At 48.8% G+C, this 17,679-nt stretch carries 8 protein-coding genes; all 8 read left to right on the top strand.

Annotated features, from left to right (window positions below; translation table 11 throughout):
- The first annotated feature begins 116 nt into the window (after positions 1-116).
- The 8 genes from M4J38_RS04585 to M4J38_RS04550 all read left to right on the top strand — a co-directional run bounded on the left by M4J38_RS04585 (position 117) and on the right by M4J38_RS04550 (position 17,674).
- Positions 117-3,416 (top strand): SusC/RagA family TonB-linked outer membrane protein, encoded by a 3,300-nt coding sequence (locus M4J38_RS04585; RefSeq protein ID WP_251758353.1) that lies wholly within the window; start codon positions 117-119, stop codon positions 3,414-3,416.
- Between the two features lie 16 nt (positions 3,417-3,432).
- Positions 3,433-5,271 carry a SusD/RagB family nutrient-binding outer membrane lipoprotein gene (locus M4J38_RS04580; protein ID WP_251758352.1) on the top strand — a complete coding sequence of 613 codons (1,839 nt, stop codon included), beginning with the start codon at positions 3,433-3,435 and terminating at the stop codon, positions 5,269-5,271.
- A 74-nt stretch (positions 5,272-5,345) separates the two neighbouring features.
- Positions 5,346-6,941, top strand: coding sequence for a T9SS type A sorting domain-containing protein (locus tag M4J38_RS04575; RefSeq protein WP_251758351.1), 1,596 nt, complete (start codon positions 5,346-5,348; stop codon positions 6,939-6,941).
- 62 nt (positions 6,942-7,003) lie between these two features.
- A complete protein-coding gene (locus M4J38_RS04570; RefSeq protein WP_251758350.1) occupies positions 7,004-9,517 on the top strand; it encodes a prolyl oligopeptidase family serine peptidase in 2,514 nt (837 codons plus the stop codon).
- Between the two features lie 21 nt (positions 9,518-9,538).
- The gene (locus M4J38_RS04565; RefSeq protein WP_251758349.1) at positions 9,539-11,476 is read left to right on the top strand and encodes an SUMF1/EgtB/PvdO family nonheme iron enzyme; all 1,938 of its coding nucleotides are present in this window, start codon (positions 9,539-9,541) and stop codon (positions 11,474-11,476) included.
- 9 nt (positions 11,477-11,485) lie between these two features.
- Positions 11,486-12,907, top strand: coding sequence for an alpha-L-fucosidase (locus M4J38_RS04560; protein WP_251758348.1), 1,422 nt, complete (start codon positions 11,486-11,488; stop codon positions 12,905-12,907).
- Between the two features lie 355 nt (positions 12,908-13,262).
- Positions 13,263-15,413 carry a glycoside hydrolase family 3 N-terminal domain-containing protein gene (locus tag M4J38_RS04555; protein WP_251758347.1) on the top strand — a complete coding sequence of 717 codons (2,151 nt, stop codon included), beginning with the start codon at positions 13,263-13,265 and terminating at the stop codon, positions 15,411-15,413.
- Positions 15,410-17,674: a GH92 family glycosyl hydrolase gene (locus M4J38_RS04550; RefSeq protein ID WP_251758346.1), complete on the top strand. Its 2,265-nt coding sequence runs from the start codon at positions 15,410-15,412 to the stop codon at positions 17,672-17,674. The genes M4J38_RS04555 and M4J38_RS04550 overlap by 4 nt, the downstream gene beginning before the upstream one ends.
- The last annotated feature ends 5 nt before the right edge of the window (positions 17,675-17,679 follow it).

Here is a 17,679-nt window from a genome sequence, read left to right as displayed (position 1 = left end):
ACCTGAGGCGTATGCTTTATGGTAAAAACTGACAGATGAGCTTTTTTCATCTGATGTAATTTTTTTGCCTGAACAGGGCGAACGGATTTTTATTTCGTCAATAAAAATAAACCAAAATGAAGAAGTACTTACTGCTTATGCTATTGTTACTTCAGGGAGTTTCTCTGCTATTCGCCCAAAGCCGGCAAATAACAGGGAAAGTACTTGATGCGGCAACAAGAACCGGGCTGGGGGGCGTTACCATACAGGTGCGTGGCCAACAGATCATGGCACTCACGGATGCCGACGGTTCTTTTACCATGAATGCTCCTGCAGGAGCCGTTGTGCTGGAAATCAGTTATGTAGGGTATAAAACAGAAACGCTTTCAGTAGGGGCAGCAACCAACAATGTATCCATAGATATCGAGCCCGCTGAAGGGCAGATGGGCGAAGTAGTGGTAACGGCTCTGGGTGTGAAGCGCGACAGGAAGAGTTTGGGCTACGCTACTTCCACCGTTACCGGCGACCAGTTGATAAAAGCGGGTACAACACTGAACCCGGCACTTTCATTATATGGCAAGGCCGCGGGTGTGGGCATCAATATCGGTTCTGCCGGTCCAACAGGTGGTGTGAACATTAAGATACGCGGTGCGGCTGGTTTGGAATCCAATTCAAGAACCAGGCCTTTGTTCGTTGTAGATGGCGTTCCTATTTATGACGTGGCCACCAGCATGGAAAATAAAACATACGATCCGCTGAACTCTTTCGATTACGGATCCGGGATAAATGATATCAATTCTGATGACATTGAGTCAATAGAAATCCTGAAAGGTGCAAAAGCAACCACACTTTATGGAAGCCAGGGACTAAATGGCGTTGTGCTGATCACTACCAAAAGCGGAAGGAAAACCAGGGGTCTTGGCGTGAATGTTTCCCACCAGGTGAGCGTTGACAAGCCCTTCAGCTTTATTGACTTCCAAAATAGTTATGGTTCCGGTAACAATACGCTGGATACCGCTACAACAGTACTCCCGAACGGCAGGAGAATCCGTACCTTGCGTGCCAACAGGTTGAGCTTTGGTCCGAAATTCGACGGAAGTGATATAATGCGCTACGATAGCGCCATTGTTCCTTACCAGGCACATCCCGATAACTTCCTTGATTTCTTCCAGAACGGGATCACCAACAGAACGAATGTTGCCCTTGCAGGTGGGGGAACTTTCGGAAGCGCAAGAGCATCCTACTCGCATGTTGACTTCAGTGACATGTTGCCTAACTCAACCCAGAAGTCAAACACATTTAGCTTCAACGGAAACTTTAATATTTCTCCATTCGCCACCCTCGAATTCATCAGCAATATCTACAGCATCAAAACCCAGAACAGAAGACCAAACCTGGAACAGGTGGTAGCTTGGGGTTTGAACAGAGATTATGATTATAATTTCCTGAAAGATTTTTACCTCGATGAATCGGGTTACCTCCGCGAACTGGACGACTATGCAATGCCGCCCTCAGCGCTTCGTTTGATCCCGGTATTGTGGCAACAAAACAATAACCGCAATACCGATCAGAAGTTCCATACCATCAATACGGTGAGAACTACAATGAAGTTTACAAGGGAACTTTCTTTCCAGGCGCAGGCTTCCGTAGATTATACCAATACAGATTACACCGTAAAGAACCAGATCACCAGGCTGCTTCCGCAAACTGTCGGGGGGAAATTCCAGCTCAGGAAAACAAATACCACCGTTCAGAACTACCAGGCGCTCCTGAAATATGAAAAGGATATTTCCAACGACTGGAACCTTTTTGCTTTCGCCGGAGGTGCTTACCAGCAGATGAGACTGAACGATGTGTTTGCAGGTACCGGTGATAACGGTCTTCGCTTCCCGGACTGGTACTCTATTTACAACGACATTGGTGGTGCGCAGGACCTTGGAAAAGTTCGTGGCATCGAGGAAGCGTCTGAATTGCTTTACAGTGTGTTCGGTTCTGCTACCGCATCCTGGAAAAACAAGGTGTATTTTGAACTACAGGCACGTCAGGACTGGAACTCTACTTTGTCGCCTTCCAAGAACAGGTACTTCTATCCTGGCGCATCCATTACTTATAACTTCGACCAGGATATTACCATACCCAAGTTGAAATATGGTAAGCTGAGGTTGGCCTGGGCTGATGTAGGCGGTGGCCCGAATACCGTTTCAGAAACACGTTACTTTGCCAACAACAGTTACTCCGTAGTTACAGTATATGAAGGCTCTCCCATAAGAGCGGTTGCCACGCCGAGCGCGTTGTTCCTGGGCGACATCAAGCCCTACCGGAAAAGAGAATATGAAGTGGGCTTCAACACCCGTTGGTTTGACAACAACAGGTTAGAAGTGGACCTTTCCTTCTACACCAATAATATCTATGATCAGATTGTAAACCTGGCTATTTCTCCAACTACAGGTTATAGCACCGCTAAAATAAACAGTGGTAGTGTTAAGAACTGGGGTTACGAATTGTTCATTAAAGCGGCACCACTTGTAACGAAAGATTTCCGTTGGGATCTCACCTTCACTGCCGCCCGTCAGTTCTCAAAAGTTAAAGAACTATACACAGGTATCAATGAGCAACTGATCCAGGGAATGAACGGTGTAAACGTGGTGGCAACAGTTGGCGAAAAGGTAGGTGATATCAAAATGTTCGACTATATAAGGGATACAGACGGAAACAGGGTAGTGAATGCTAACGGACTTTATTCTCTGAACAACAATGAGTATAAAAAATTCGGTAACGTGAATCCCGATGCTTTTGGTGGCCTTTATTCCGATTTCTTCATGAAAGGCTTCAACTTCCATATCGGGTTTGACTATAAGTTTGGCGGTCAGGTGTTCTCTTACTCGAACAATTACCTCGTAGGCAATGGTGTAATCAAATCCACCTTGTTCGGAAGGGATGAAGAGAATGGTGGCCTTGCTTATTATATAGAACAAGGCAGCAACAAGAAAATACCCTGGCAACACAACCAGCCTGCTCCTTCTAATGCGGTGGGCGGATTGGTTTACCATGATGGTATGATCCTGGATGGTGTAATGCAGGTTACAGAAAATGGGGTAACCAAGTATGTGCCAAACACCCAACTGGTTGCAGCGCCCACTTACTATCAGACCTACATCAATGATGCGGGTGGCGCATGGCCCCCCGACAGGCTCGCTAAGAATGATTACATCAAGCTCAGAGAGATTTCAATAGACTATACCATCCCGACAAAATTGTCGCAAATGCTGAAATTGCAAAAACTCACTGTTACAGCGGCCGTAAGGAACCTCGGGTATATCTACAAAAGCATTCCGAATATTGACGCGGAAGCAACATTGGGCGCACAAGGATTTATTGAAAACTCTTTCTATCCTTCTCTGCGTACCTATACGCTGGGCCTGAATGTTAGTTTCTAACTGAAAAACAAAAAAAATGAAAAAGATCATCACATATATCATGGCCGCGGTCACTGTAGGATCTTTCACTTCCTGCAAGAAGGACCTTGAGTCTCAATTCAACAATCCGGCTGTTTATGCCAAAGTAGAGAACCTCTATGGCGGAATATTCCTGAAAATGCTCACTGAGAATAAGGTTTATTCGCAGGATTATGGTGAATTCTACTGGCAGTTTAACGCGGGTACCGAAGTGCCAGGGTATGCGCAGATTGCGCAACGGCATATCACCGACCGTTACGCGTGGTTCCTGAATTTCGACGACCTGAGCGGCACCAACGCTTTTGGTGGAAATACCAATAACCTCTGGAACAACAGGTTCAATGATTTCTATACAAGGGCGCGTTCCTGGGCCGTGTTGAAAGACGAATTGAGTAAAATTTCCGGACAGGCGTTGAAGGATAATATGATTTATTATACCTTATCAACCGTGATTAAAGATTACTCAGCATTGCTGACGGTGGACTTCTACAACAGCATTCCCTATTCGGAAGCATTTAAGGGAACTGAGGGCGAGTTTTACCCTAAATTCGATGACCCGCTGGAAATCTATAAATCAGTGCTGGATGAACTGAAGCAGATCAGTACAGATCTTCCCGGCATCTACGACGAAATGTCGGCGTTGTCTAAAAACCTTTTCGCAACCAACGACCTGGCTATGAAAGGCGATGTAGACAAATGGGTGCGGTATATCAATGCGCTCCGTCTGAAGTACGCCGTTCGTATTTCCGGGGTGGCCGAAGATGTGGCCAAAGTACACCTCCAGGATGTGCTTACAAAACCACTTCCTGCCGCGGATTATGTTTGGGACCTCACTACCGATGTGGCGCCGGAAAGCAATGGCTTCTGGCTCCGCGGACTGGGAGAGAACTCTTTCGCCAGCTTTATACCTGATATCATTATGCGCAGGATGCACCGCGATTCATCCAAAGCGTACACGCCCGGAACGGATGATCCCCGCCTACAGGTGCTGGCCATGCCCACCAAATATTTTGATGGGGCGTACAGTTCTACCGTGAACAAACGGAAATACATCGGGGTAAGCTACAATACCGATGCACAAAAGCCTGCTTACGTTGCCGGGGAGCGTTATACCACTACACCGAACAGCTTTATCCTTTCCCTGCAACAGAATGCCAAATCTCAGTACCACCTCACCACGTTTACACACAATTCCAATTTCCCTGCATATATGATGTCAATGGCGGAAGTGGACCTGTTGCTGGCTGAAGTGGCGGCAAAGAACCTGGGAAACACCGGTAAAGCTGCAAGCCAGCACATTAAGGATGCAATTTCACATTCCACCGATTTCTGGTATGCACGCAATGAGGAGAGCCGGATGGCTAACTCGTTCCGCACCAAAGCACTCAACGGAGGCTACTTTGTTGGGCCGGCTACTTTCGCTACCAACCGTTTCGGGGAAGATTCAGCGCTGTACATGCACCCGGCAAAGCCCTCCACTGCTGATATCAATAAATTCTCAGACTCTATCGCCACGCGCTTTAACTCGAAAGACCTGGAGGGTAAAATGGAAATACTGATGCAACAGAAGTACATCCACCTCAACATTATGGCGCCGTTTGAGTTGTGGTCCGAGATCAGGAGAACACGCCACCCTTACCTGGAACCCATGACATTTACCGGAAAAGTGATGAAGCCCTTCCCGGAAAGATTGAGGTACCCCACCATCACGCTGGGCACCAATCCGGAAGAATTCCTTAAGGTGAAGGACCAGGATAATTTCACCACACCCATATTCTGGGTGCCGGCCGCGAAGCGGGGAGTTAATCCTTACTGGAGCGACTATAATTATGAATAACGAATTTCTCTGAATAAAAATTCTTATGATTAAGGAGTATAACGAAAGTTATACTCCTCTTTAAACCTTATTTTATGAAACGTATTATTCTGATTGTTCTACTTTGTTCTTTTAAAATTTCTCAAGCCCAGAATGTGATAGTGGCTCAGGGAACTGACGCAGAGTATTGTCCGAATGTAGATTATGAATTTACTTGTTCTACATTGACAAATATCAGTTCTGTAAGTGTTTCTCCCGTGAGGATTTCAAGTAATGATGGTATACCTCAAAATGCAATGATACTTGATAATGGATTTATTTCAAATGCTGGGCAATATAAGGTTTTTAGATTTAGAGGCCGGTTTTCAGATGATGGGCTTAATCAGGCATTTAGGTTCAACTTTTCAAATGGTACAACGCAATACCCCGAATCGGATGTTGTATTTAAGAGGATTAAATCTTTCGGAAGTTCAGGTGTAAAGTCGAAACCTATACTTTCTCTCAGCACTATTCAAGTGCCTAGATGCGAAATACAATCAATCCCTATTTCTTTTGCGCCTGTTAAATTTTTAAATCCCAACGATGACAATGTTGAATTTGGTTCAGTGTCGTCCTTTGAGTATCTTCTTCCAACTGGTTGGCAAATTAACGGAACAACATCTACAGGTGGATGGATTTCAGGAAATACTAGTGCTACTATTACCTCCGACTTGTCAAACGGCGATAATGGTGTGATTCGAATAAGGGCGGTCAACCCATGTAATGGTTTTTTAAAGCCAGGAACAGAGGCTGTTATTTCAATAGCACGACCAGCGCCAACATTTTCAATTACAGGCAGTTCCAATAACTTATGTAATGGCTCAATAAGTTTTTCTCTAAACGGGTTGCCGTCAGGAGCATCAATCAGCTGGTCATCCTCAAACTCGTCTATAGCATCAGTTCCTGCCAATAGTAATCAACCTCAAGTAATATTGTCGCGCATCCCAGGGGGCCAGAGTGGTTTGATAGACCTTACTGCGTTGATTACACATTGTGCTTTTAGTTATACTGTTTCAAGACAGGTTCAGGTTGGAGGACCTGGAGAAGGACAGTTTTCAATTTTTACTAACAGCTCTCAATCCCCTTATTGCCCAAATGTGCCTATTATGTTTGGTGCTAATTTTATAAATACTCAATATAGGTGCGGATCTGTACCTGGAGGTCTAACAAATGTAGAATGGGAGGTTACTCCTTTTTCCGCAACTGTAATGGAAAACACCGGAATGGCTATTTGCCCATCGGATAATAATGCAGGGATATCAGTAATTTTTCAAAATCAATATTACCCTTATACTGCACAGGTAAGGGCTCGTGGTCAGAATAATTGCGGATATGGAAATTGGACTGCATGGCTCCCAGTTTCAATTCAAAGTGGGACTAATTGTGGTGGCGGATTTAGTAGTTTTAGTGTTTCTCCTAATCCATCGTTAGGGCGGATTACAATTTCTAAGAAAGATCAGGTAAATGGTCAGGAGGGAGCGATATATCAGGTGTTAATTTTTGACAGAATAGGAAATTTGGTTAGAAAGATTCGGTTTGCCAAAGGGGTGTCAAGAACAGATATTAACATATCTGACCTTAAGTCTGACATTTATTTTATGAAGATTTTTTATGGTAAAGGGTGGACATATGAGAAGTTGATAAAGCAATAATTTAGTTTTTGATTTTTTAATCTAGGGGAGGAAATATACCTCCCCTTTATATTTAAAATATAATGAAACATTTAACTATTTTAATAGTCTTAGAACAACTCATCTTCTTTACATCCACCTCCGCCCAGCACATCCACCAGTTCCGCTCCGGCCTCATCGCCCCAACCGGCACCCGTTACGGACGTGAAGCTGTATTCACCGATCCCCTGGCATATCACCTGTACAACGGTTCGTTGAAAACACCCACCGCTGGTGCCGTTTTTTCCACCAACGAAAAAGGGGAGAAAATCACCTGGATCAAAATAGAAGCCGACAGCGCCAACAGGTTAAGGACCATTAATACAGAGCAACGGAATCCCGGTGTGCCCGCGGGTCCTGGTGTGAATATGCAGTCGCAGCGCGGCGCTATCGGCAGAGGAGGCGCTTATGTTTACCTCACCTATACTGCCCCGAAGGCACAAACCGCTGTATTGAATGTAAAAGGAAACAGTGCTGTGTATGTGAATGGCGCCATTCATACCGGAGACGTGTACAACCTCGGTTACATGTACATTCCCGTTGCCCTGAAGAAGGGGCTGAACGAATTTTATGTACGCGGTGCATTTATTGAAGCAGCTTTGCAATTGTCGCCGAAAGCTTTACAACTGAATACGGAAGATCTTACATTGCCCAGCATTGTGATCGGTAAGCAGGAAGCGAATGCGATGGCTGGTTTAGTGGTGCTGAATACAACCAATGCGCCCATGAACGGGTTGCAGATCCGAACCAGGTTGGATGGCAAAGAAAAGGTAACGGCCATTCCAGCTATCCCGGCGATGTCTTCCAGGAAAGTAGCGGTGGGTTTTGATGGTACAGGCGTTCATGAAAAGGGGAAGTTCAGTTGTGAAGCGGTGTTGCTGAAAGAGGGAAAAGTACAGGATACCAAAAGTTTTGAAGTGGAAGCCGTGCTGCCAACCGAATCTTACAGCAATACTTTTGTGAGCGATATGGATGGAAGTCTGCAGTATTACGCCGTTACACCCAGGAACGGCGACAAAGGCAACGCGCTTTTCCTCTCCGTACATGGTGCCGGTGTAGAAGCGCTGGGGCAGGCAAGGGCGTACCGCTCCAAAGACTGGGGTACACTCGTGGCCGCCACCAACAGAAGGCCGCGCGGTTTCAACTGGGAAGACTGGGGCAGGCTCGATGCCCTCGAAGTACTGAATATCGCAAAAAATAAATTTAACCCCGATCCCCAATCGATCTACCTTACGGGTCACTCCATGGGTGGGCACGGTACCTGGTTCCTCGGCGCCACCTATCCCGATAAATGGGCCGCCATCGCGCCCTGCGCGGGATACCCTACCATGAAAGGATACGGCTCCGCAGATGGACTCATCCCCGATTCCAGCGCCGATCCGCTCGAACAACTATTGCTCCGCTCCAGCAACCAGAGCGATGTACCCAAACTTGCGTTCAACTACAAGCCACTTGGCGTATATGTTTTTCACGGCGATGCCGATAGAACGGTGCCCGTCACTTATGCCCGCCAGATGCGGCAGTTGCTGGGTACTTTCCATCCCGATATGAGTTATTATGAATATCCCGGCGGCAGCCATTGGTTCGGCGACCACAGCGTGGATTGGAAACCGATGTTCGATTTCTTCCAGTGGCACAAACGCCCCATCGATTCCACCGTGAATACAATTGATTTCAGCGCCGCCAGTCCTGGTATATCCGCTGCTTATTACTGGGCCGGTATATACCAGCAACAACATCCGCTGATGTACAGCCGTATACAGCTCAACAGGGACCTCAACGCCGGAACCATCTCCGGTACAACACAAAATGTGGCGATGCTGGCTTTCGCACTGAAAGATTTTATGGCAGGAAAAGAACTGAACATCACACTCGATGGAAAAAACACGCTGAAATACGTCGTTAAATCCACAACCGACAGTGTATTCCTCGCAAACAAAACCGGTGAATGGCAACTCGTTTCGCGGCCATCCGCCACGCAGAAAGGACCACATCGTTATGGTACATTGAAAGACGCGTTCCAACACCATATGGTGTTCGTATACGGAACTTCCGGAACGAAGGAAGAGAACGACTGGAGCTACAACAAAGCGCGTTATGATGCCGAAACCTGGTACTACCGTGGCAACGGCGCCGTGGATATTATTCCCGATAAAGCATATTCCATCGAAAAATACAGGGACCGCGGCGTGATCCTTGTCGGTAACCGTTCCACCAATAGCGCATGGGACCTGCTGCTGAAAGATTGTCCCATCCAGGTTGACCGTAACAAAATCACGAACGGTAACAAGACCTTTACCGGAGACGATCTGGCGGCTTACCTGGTATGGCCGCTCGCGCATTCCAACACGGCTTCCGTGGCCGCGATAACCGGAACAGGATTGAAAGGAATGAAGGCGGCGGATGGTAACCAGTATTTCGCAGGTGCCAGCGGATTCCCCGATTACATGATCTTTTCGCTGGAGATGCTGAAACAAGGGGCTTCCGCTATAAAATCAGCGGGCTTCTTCAGCAACGAATGGAAGTTGTCGGAAACCGATGCCGTTGACAGAAACTAAAAACACTTGTAAATTGTTGGGGTGAAGTATTTGTATCTCATAGCCGCAGTAGTGTTCATGTTCCCGGCACGGGCGCAGTTCGTGAACAGTATCGGGATGAAGATGGTACCCGTTAAGGCAGGAAGTTTCCTGATGGGCAGTGAAGGAACAGGGGAGAACTATGATGAAAGCCAAGCCCATCGTGTAACGCTTACCCGGCCGTTTCACATGGGCGCAACGGAAGTGACGAATGCGCAGTACGAAATGTTTGATCCTTCACACAAACAATTGCGGGGTAAAAACGGCTTTTCTTCCGGCGATCAGGATGCGGTCGTATTTGTGAGTTACCAGGAAGCGCAGCAATTCTGTGCATGGCTCTCCAAAAATGAAGGCAAGCCTTATCGTTTACCTACCGAAGCCGAATGGGAATATGCCTGTCGTGCAGGAACCACAACCAGTTTTAATACCGGCGATAGTTTCCCGAAAGCTTTTTTAAAACAGCAGCAAACCAACCGTACACCGGTACCTGTTTCCCTCCAGGTGGCCATGTTTCCTGCCAATGCCTGGGGCTTACACGATATGCACGGTAACGTCGAAGAATGGTGTAGTTCCTGGTATGCGCCTTACCCGTCATCTCCCCAAACCAACCCGGCTGGGGGAAGAACAGGCTTGTACCGGGTGACGCGTGGCGGTAGTCACAATACCCGACTCAACTATTTACGGAGCGCCAACAGGATGGGGATGTTGCCGGAGGATAAACACTGGCTCACCGGATTTCGTGTGGTAATGGGTGTTTCGGGAAAACAGAGTTTTACTACGCCAGAAGCAACCGGGAATGAAGTTAACCAGCAAAAATTCGCTTGGAAACCAACCGCCAATCCCGTTTTTAAAACACCGGTGCCCTACGTGAAAAACCCCGCTGAAAATGTTCCGTTCTACGCCCATAACCATTGTCCGGCCATCACCTGGTGCGAAAACGGCGACCTGCTGGCCATCTGGTTCTCCACGAATGAGGAACATGGTCGGGAGATGGTGATCCTTCAGTCGAGACTGAAGCCGGGAAAAGAAGATTGGGAACCCGCCACCTTGTTCTGTAAAGTGCCCGATAGAAACATGACCGGCTCTTCATTGTTTACAGATCAACAAGGCACTTTATACCATATGAACGGCGTGGAAGCCGCAGGCGACTGGCAGAACCTCGCTATGATGTTCCGCACCAGCAACAACAACGGGGAAACCTGGAGCGCGCCAAGACTGGTGCAGCCGGAACACGAACCCGGTCACCAGGTGATCGCGGGGATGTTTGCGACTTCTTCCGGAAAACTGATCCAGGTATGCGATGCGGTGCCTGGTCCGAAAGGAGGTTCGGTGCTGCACGAGAGTATGGATGGAGGAAAAAGCTGGACCCTGCTCAGTGATATGAACGAAGTCCCTCCGTTCATTAACGGAGGCACGGGTAAAAGAATAGCAGGCATACATGCGGGTGTGGTGGAACTAAAGGATGGCCGGTTGCTGGCGCTCGGCAGGAATGACGATATCGTGAATGAAAATGGCTTACTCCGGATGCCACTCAGTATTTCTTCTGATGGCGGAAGAACCTGGCGTTATGCGCCGTCTCCGTTTCCCCCGGTGGGCAGCGGGCAAAGACTGGTGTTAAAAAGACTGAACGAAGGGCCCATTCTTCTCTTATCGTTCAGTGAAAACGACGGACTTCTTCCAGGGAAAAAAGGCATGTACGCGGCGTTGTCTTTTGACGATGGGGCAACATGGCCAGTGGTGAAATTACTTTCCGATGGGAACACCCGTCTACTGGAAGGCGGTGCCTGGACCAAAACATTCACCATGGATGAAAATACCGCCGAACCAAAAGGATACCTTGCGGCAACGCAAACACCAGACAATACGATTCATTTGTTAAGCAGCAACCTGTACTATCGCTTCAACCTGCAATGGCTGATGCAGCATACACAGGTACAATAATTTTTAAATATGAGAAAAGGAAAAATCTTTGCCTTGTTACTGAGTCTGTTTCTTTCCGCAGGCATGGCGCAGAACAACCTGCACCACCAGTCTTCGGTTTATGAATGGCCGGAAGACCCGTTGGTAAAAGAAAAACTCGAAGCATGGCGCGATAAGAAATTCGGCATTATCATCCATTGGGGCATTTACGCGGTACCGGGTATCATTGAATCCTGGTCCATCTGCAATGAATCCTGGATAGACCGCGACAGTACCATCGCGTACGATGATTATAAAAAATGGTATTGGGGGCAGTCGGAAAAGTTCAATCCCGTAAAATTCGATCCGGAAAAATGGGCCGCCGTTTCAGAGAAAGCCGGCATGAAATACCTCGTGTTCACCACCAAGCACCACGATGGTTTTAATATGTTCGATACCAAACAATCGGATTATAAAATATCGAACGGTCCATTCGCGGGCAACCCGAAGGCCGATGTGGCGAAATATGTTTTTGATGCCTACAGGCAGAAGGATTTTATGATCGGCGCCTACTTCTCCAAGCCCGACTGGCACTCCGAATATTTCTGGTGGAAGAAATACGCCACGCCCGACCGTAACGTGAACTATGATATCACCAAATACCCCTGGCGCTGGGAAAAATTCAAACAATTCACCTACAACCAGATCAGTGAACTGATGCACGGTTATGGCAAAATGGACATTCTCTGGCTTGATGGCGGTTGGGTTCGCCCCAAAGAAACCGTAAATGCCGAAGTATTGTCGTGGGGAGCACCCATCCCGCCCTTCAGCCAGGAAGTGGACATCCCCGCTATCGCGAAGATGGCCCGCAACGCGCAACCCGGCCTGTTGATCGTGGACCGCACCGTACACGGCCCATACGAAAACTACCAGACTCCGGAACAGCGCATCCCCGATACAAAACTGGACCATCCCTGGGAAAGTTGTCTCACGCTCGCCAACAACTGGGGCTTCGTGCCCAACGACCAATTCAAATCCGCCACAAAGGTGATCCATTCCCTCGTGGAAGTGGTGGCCAAAGGAGGCAGCTTATTGCTGGGCGTTGGTCCTACTCCCGAAGGTGAGTTCCCGCCCGAAGCCATTCATCGCCTGGAAGCCATCGGCGACTGGATGAAACGCAACGGCGAGGCCATCTACAATACCCGCACCACCGGGATCTACCAGGATGGAAATACCTGGTTCACCCGCGGAAAAAAGGATAATAAACTGTTCGCCATCGTGTGCATTAAAGAAGGAGAAACAATCCCGTCAACCCTTCAATGGAAAGGCAATCTCCCGGCAAAAGGAGCGCCGTTAAAATTCCTGCAAACCGGCAAACCCGTTAAGTGGAAGATAGTGGGAGATAATGTTGTAGTCACCATTCCTAAAGCGCTGGTGGGCAAAACCGCCCCCGCCTTAGCTTTCGCCTACTAATTGCGACTGCCCTGGTTCGCGGCCCCCAAACCCGCCCGCACCAACCAGTGCTCTACCAACCCATCGCCCCGCGAACCAGGCGCAGGAAGCAATCTCCCGTAGGCTACTCCGAACTCCTTTGAAAAATGTGCGGGGTTTAACCCCACCCCCGCACCAACCAGTGCTCTACCAACCCATCGCCCCGCGAACCAGACGCAGGAAGCAATCTCCCGGAGGTTACTCCTCACTCCTTAAAAATGTGCGGGGTTTAAAGATGTTGGTATTAATTTATAATGAGACTGCTTCCCGCGCCGGGCAGGGAGGATGTTTGGGAAGATGCCGGGCGCGGTTCGCAGTTGGGAACAAAATTAAGATTATGCTTAAACGAAAAATGAAGTTGCTGTTGAGTTTGCTGGTGCCGGTCCTCCTGAATGCGCAGGACCACACCAACACATCCCTTCCTCTTGAAACCCGCGTACAATCGCTGCTGAAGGCGCTCACGCTGGAAGAAAAAATATCGTTGCTGGGCTTCAACAGTAAGCCTGTTCCGCGATTGAATATTCCCGCCTACAACTGGTGGAACGAGGCGCTGCATGGTGTGGCCCGTGCCGGGGAGGCTACCGTGTTTCCCCAGGCCATCGCGATGGCGGCCACTTTCAACGATCAACTCCTGGAAAGCGCCGCTGATGCCATTTCCAACGAAGCCCGCGCCAAATACAATCTTTCCACCGCGATGGATAGAAGATTGCAGTATATGGGACTTACATTCTGGAGCCCCAACATCAACATCTTCCGCGATCCCCGCTGGGGACGCGGACAGGAAACTTATGGAGAAGATCCTTTTCTCACCGCTACCATGGGTCTTGCTTTTGTAAGGGGCATGCAGGGCAATGATCCGCTGCACCTCAAAACCGCCGCCTGTGCCAAGCATTTCGCGGTACACAGTGGTCCCGAAGAAGGGCGTCATGCTTTCAATGCCCTCGTCAATGAGAAGGACCTCCGCGAAACTTATTTGTATGCCTTCAAAAAACTCGTGGACGGTGGCGTGGAATCCGTGATGTGCGCGTACAACAGGGTGAACGGCGAACCCTGTTGCACGGGAAATACATTACTGAAAAACATCTTACAGCAGGAATGGCGCTTTAAAGGCCATGTGGTGACCGATTGCGGCGCGCTCAACGATATTTTCCAGTTCCACAAAACAACCAACGACCCGGTGCAGGTGGCCGCCGACGCCATTAAAGCCGGGGTTAACCTCGATTGCTCCAGTCTGCTGCAAAGCGATCTGATGAAGGCGGTGGAAAGAAAATTGTTGACCGCAGAAGAAATCACGAATGCGTTGGCGCCGATTCTCCATACACAATTTAAGCTTGGGTTTTATGATGGAAAGAAGACCGGTAAATACGATGCTTTCGGGGCGGATAGCGTGCATACCGCGCACAATGTGCGCCTGGCCAGAACAATGGCGCAGCAAAGTATGGTATTGCTGAAAAATACTGCTAACCTGCTTCCTCTGAATCGTGATAAATATGGTTCCATCATGGTCGTCGGTGCTAACGCCGCTTCCATGGATGCACTGGTGGCGAACTACCATGGCATGTCGGGGAACATGGTCACTTTCGCCGAAGGCATCACGCTCGCGGCAGGACCCGCCACTGCCGTGCAATACGACCAGGGCAGTGATTATACGGATACTACGCGCTTCGGTGGCATCTGGGCCGCAGGGGAAAGCGACCTCACCATCGCCGTGATCGGACTGACGCCCGTGCTGGAAGGGGAAGAAGGCGACGCCTTCCTGGCGGAAAGTGGTGGCGATAAAAAAACGCTTAGTCTGCCCGCCGCGCACATCGCCTTCCTGAAGGCGTTGCGGAAAAAGCACAATAAACCCATCATCGCCGTGGTTACAGCCGGCAGCGCCGTGGATATTTCAGCGATAGAGCCTTATGCGGATGCCATCGTGCTCGCCTGGTATCCGGGGGAGCAAGGCGGCAATGCCCTCGCCGATCTGCTTTTTGGAAAGGTATCTCCTTCGGGAAGACTGCCCGTTACCTTCTACAAATCTTTCAGCGACCTACCGGCTTACGACAGCTATAAAATGGAAGGCAGAACCTACCGTTATTTCAAAGGCGACGTGCAATACCCCTTCGGCTACGGGTTAAGCTATACCAGTTTCCAATACGATTGGGAAAAGAAACCACAAACCACTGTTACAGCAAAAGATACGCTTCGCTTTTCCGTTTCCATTACCAATACCGGGAATTATGATGGAGATGAAGTAACGCAGGTGTACATCCGCTATCCTGAAAAGGATGGAATGCCATTGGGTGAACTCAAAGCATTTAAAAGAGTTTCCGTTCAAAAAGGAGGAAAACAAACAGTTGAATATGAAATTCCTGTCGCGGAACTGATGAAATGGGATAAAAACTGGGTATTATACGCGGGTAATTACGATATTGTGGTTGGCGCGCATTCCAGAGATGCCCGTCTGACCCACTCGTTCAAAACCAAAACAACTGTAAGAAAATGATGAAAAAGGCCTTGCTACCAGCCGCTTTTTTCACCAGTGCCCTCCTGTTTTTTTCACCCGCGGGGGCACAGGTGAAACCTCAGCCCACTCCCTCTTTTACGAAGTATGTTGATCCTTACATCGGAACAGGCTTTCATGGCCATGTGTTCCTGGGGGCCAATGTGCCGTTTGGCGCGGTGCAACTGGGTCCGGTGAACATCACGGAAGGATGGGACTGGTGCTCTGGGTACCATATTTCGGATACCACCATTACAGGGTTTTCGCATACCCATCTGAGTGGTACAGGTATCGGCGACCTGGGCGATATTCTCCTGATGCCCGTTACCCAACAGGTGTCTATGCGCCGGTCACGTACCGGGATGCAAATGGAGGACGGTTATTTCACCGTGTTTTCGCGTGAAACCGAACGGGTAAGACCTGGGTATTATTCCGTATTCTTACCGCGTTTCGGGGTGCATGCTTCACTCACCGCGTCTGAAAGGGTGGGCTTCCACAAATATGTGTTCCCGCCTTCTCCGGAGTCAGCGGTGATCATTGATCTTGAAGCGGGCATTGGATGGGATGATCCTGCGGAAACCTATCTGCACCAGGTGAACGATAGTACCATAGCGGGTTACAGGTATTCAAGGGGATGGGCGGCTTTTCAGAAAATCTTCTTTACCGCCGTTTTCTCCAAACCCATCACCGGTATCCGGTTGTACGACAGCATTCAGCAGAAAGAGGGTACTTCTTTAAAGGCGCAAAGGGTAAAAGCCGTGGTAGGCTTCGCTTCCGATAAAAGTGAAACGGTACTCGTGAAAGTGGGCATATCCCCGGTAAGTGAAGAAAACGCGCTGATGAATATACGGATGGAAATTCCCCACTGGAACTTTGACGCGGTAGTACAAAAAGCGGACGCCGCCTGGAACAAAGAACTGGGTAAGATCAATATTGAAACGGACAACGAGGACCGTAAAAAAACGTTTTATACCGCCTTATACCACACAATGATCGCGCCATCCCTGTTCAACGATCACAACAAGGATTACCGGGGCACGGATGATAAAATCTACCGGAAGGCGAACTTTAATAACCTCACTACTTTTTCGCTGTGGGATACCTATCGTGCCGCAAATCCACTCTATACGATCTTTCAGCCGGAAAGGGTGAAAGATATGGTTGCGTCTATGCTGGCGATTTACAGACAACAGGGGAAATTACCCATCTGGCACCTGATGGGCAATGAAACGAATACAATGCCTGGTTACAGCGGGGTCTCCGTATTGGCGGATGCCACATTGAAAGGACTGGCCGGTGTACCCGATTCAGTAGTGCTGAATGCCATGATCACTTCCGCCATGAAAGGAGAACGCGGTATTCAGTATGTAAAGAAATATGGATTTATCCCCGCGGACAGTATGCATGAATCGGTGGCCATGGCAATGGAGTATTCCATCGCGGATGCGGGCATTGCATTGCTGGCGAAGAAAATGGGCAGGACCGAAGCGTTTAAATACTGGCAATCCCGGGCGGAAAATTACCGCCGTTATTACGATGAAAGCACCAGGTTCATGCGTGGGAAAATAACGGATACGGAGTGGAGAACGCCATTCAGTCCCTTTGAGTCGAAACACAACAAAGATGATTTTTGTGAGGGAAATGCCTGGCAATACACCTGGCTCGCGCCGCAGGATGTAGATGGTTTGATCAGATTGCTGGGAGGGGAGGAGCGTTTTGTAAAAAAGCTGGATTCGCTTTTTACTGTATCGGGCGATATGGGTGCGGAAGCTTCCAGTGATATTTCCGGCCTGATCGGGCAGTATGCGCATGGCAACGAGCCCAGTCACCACATTACTTACCTGTACATGTACGCGGGACAACCGTGGAAGACGGCGGATAAAGTGCGGCATATCCTCGATTCGATGTACACGGCAAAGCCCGATGGTATTTGCGGGAACGAAGATGTGGGGCAGATGTCGGCCTGGTACATATTTTCAGCACTTGGGTTTTACCCGGTACATCCTTCAAAGGGAGAATATGTTTTTGGCAGCCCGGTGGTGAACCGCGCTGAATTAAAATTGCAGGGCGGGAAGGTGTTCCGGTTGATCGTCAGGAACAATTCAGTGGAAAACAAATACATCCAGCGCGTCACCTGGAACGGTGTTCCTTATGCGAAGTCATTCTTCCGGCACAGTGAGCTGGTGAAAGGGGGTACAATGGTGGTGGAAATGGGGGCGAAACCTTCGGCCACCTGGGGTGTGGCAAAATCGTTCAGGCCCTGAGCGCA

The organism is Parasegetibacter sp. NRK P23, from assembly GCF_023721715.1.
Taxonomy (GTDB): Bacteria; Bacteroidota; Bacteroidia; order Chitinophagales; family Chitinophagaceae; genus Parasegetibacter.
Note: the sequence above shows the minus strand (reverse complement) of the source record. Positions and strands in the feature narration are given on the sequence as shown.

What these genes read in the sequence shown, in the direction of transcription:
- M4J38_RS04550 (WP_251758346.1), top strand. Translation starts at nt 15,410, where the DNA reads ATGATGAAAAAGGCCTTGCTACCAGCCGCTTTTTTCACCAGTGCCCTC.
- M4J38_RS04570 (WP_251758350.1), top strand. Translation starts at nt 7,004, where the DNA reads ATGAAACATTTAACTATTTTAATAGTCTTAGAACAACTCATCTTCTTT.
- M4J38_RS04575 (WP_251758351.1), top strand. Translation starts at nt 5,346, where the DNA reads ATGAAACGTATTATTCTGATTGTTCTACTTTGTTCTTTTAAAATTTCT.
- M4J38_RS04560 (WP_251758348.1), top strand. Translation starts at nt 11,486, where the DNA reads ATGAGAAAAGGAAAAATCTTTGCCTTGTTACTGAGTCTGTTTCTTTCC.
- M4J38_RS04585 (WP_251758353.1), top strand. Translation starts at nt 117, where the DNA reads ATGAAGAAGTACTTACTGCTTATGCTATTGTTACTTCAGGGAGTTTCT.
- M4J38_RS04555 (WP_251758347.1), top strand. Translation starts at nt 13,263, where the DNA reads ATGCTTAAACGAAAAATGAAGTTGCTGTTGAGTTTGCTGGTGCCGGTC.
- M4J38_RS04580 (WP_251758352.1), top strand. Translation starts at nt 3,433, where the DNA reads ATGAAAAAGATCATCACATATATCATGGCCGCGGTCACTGTAGGATCT.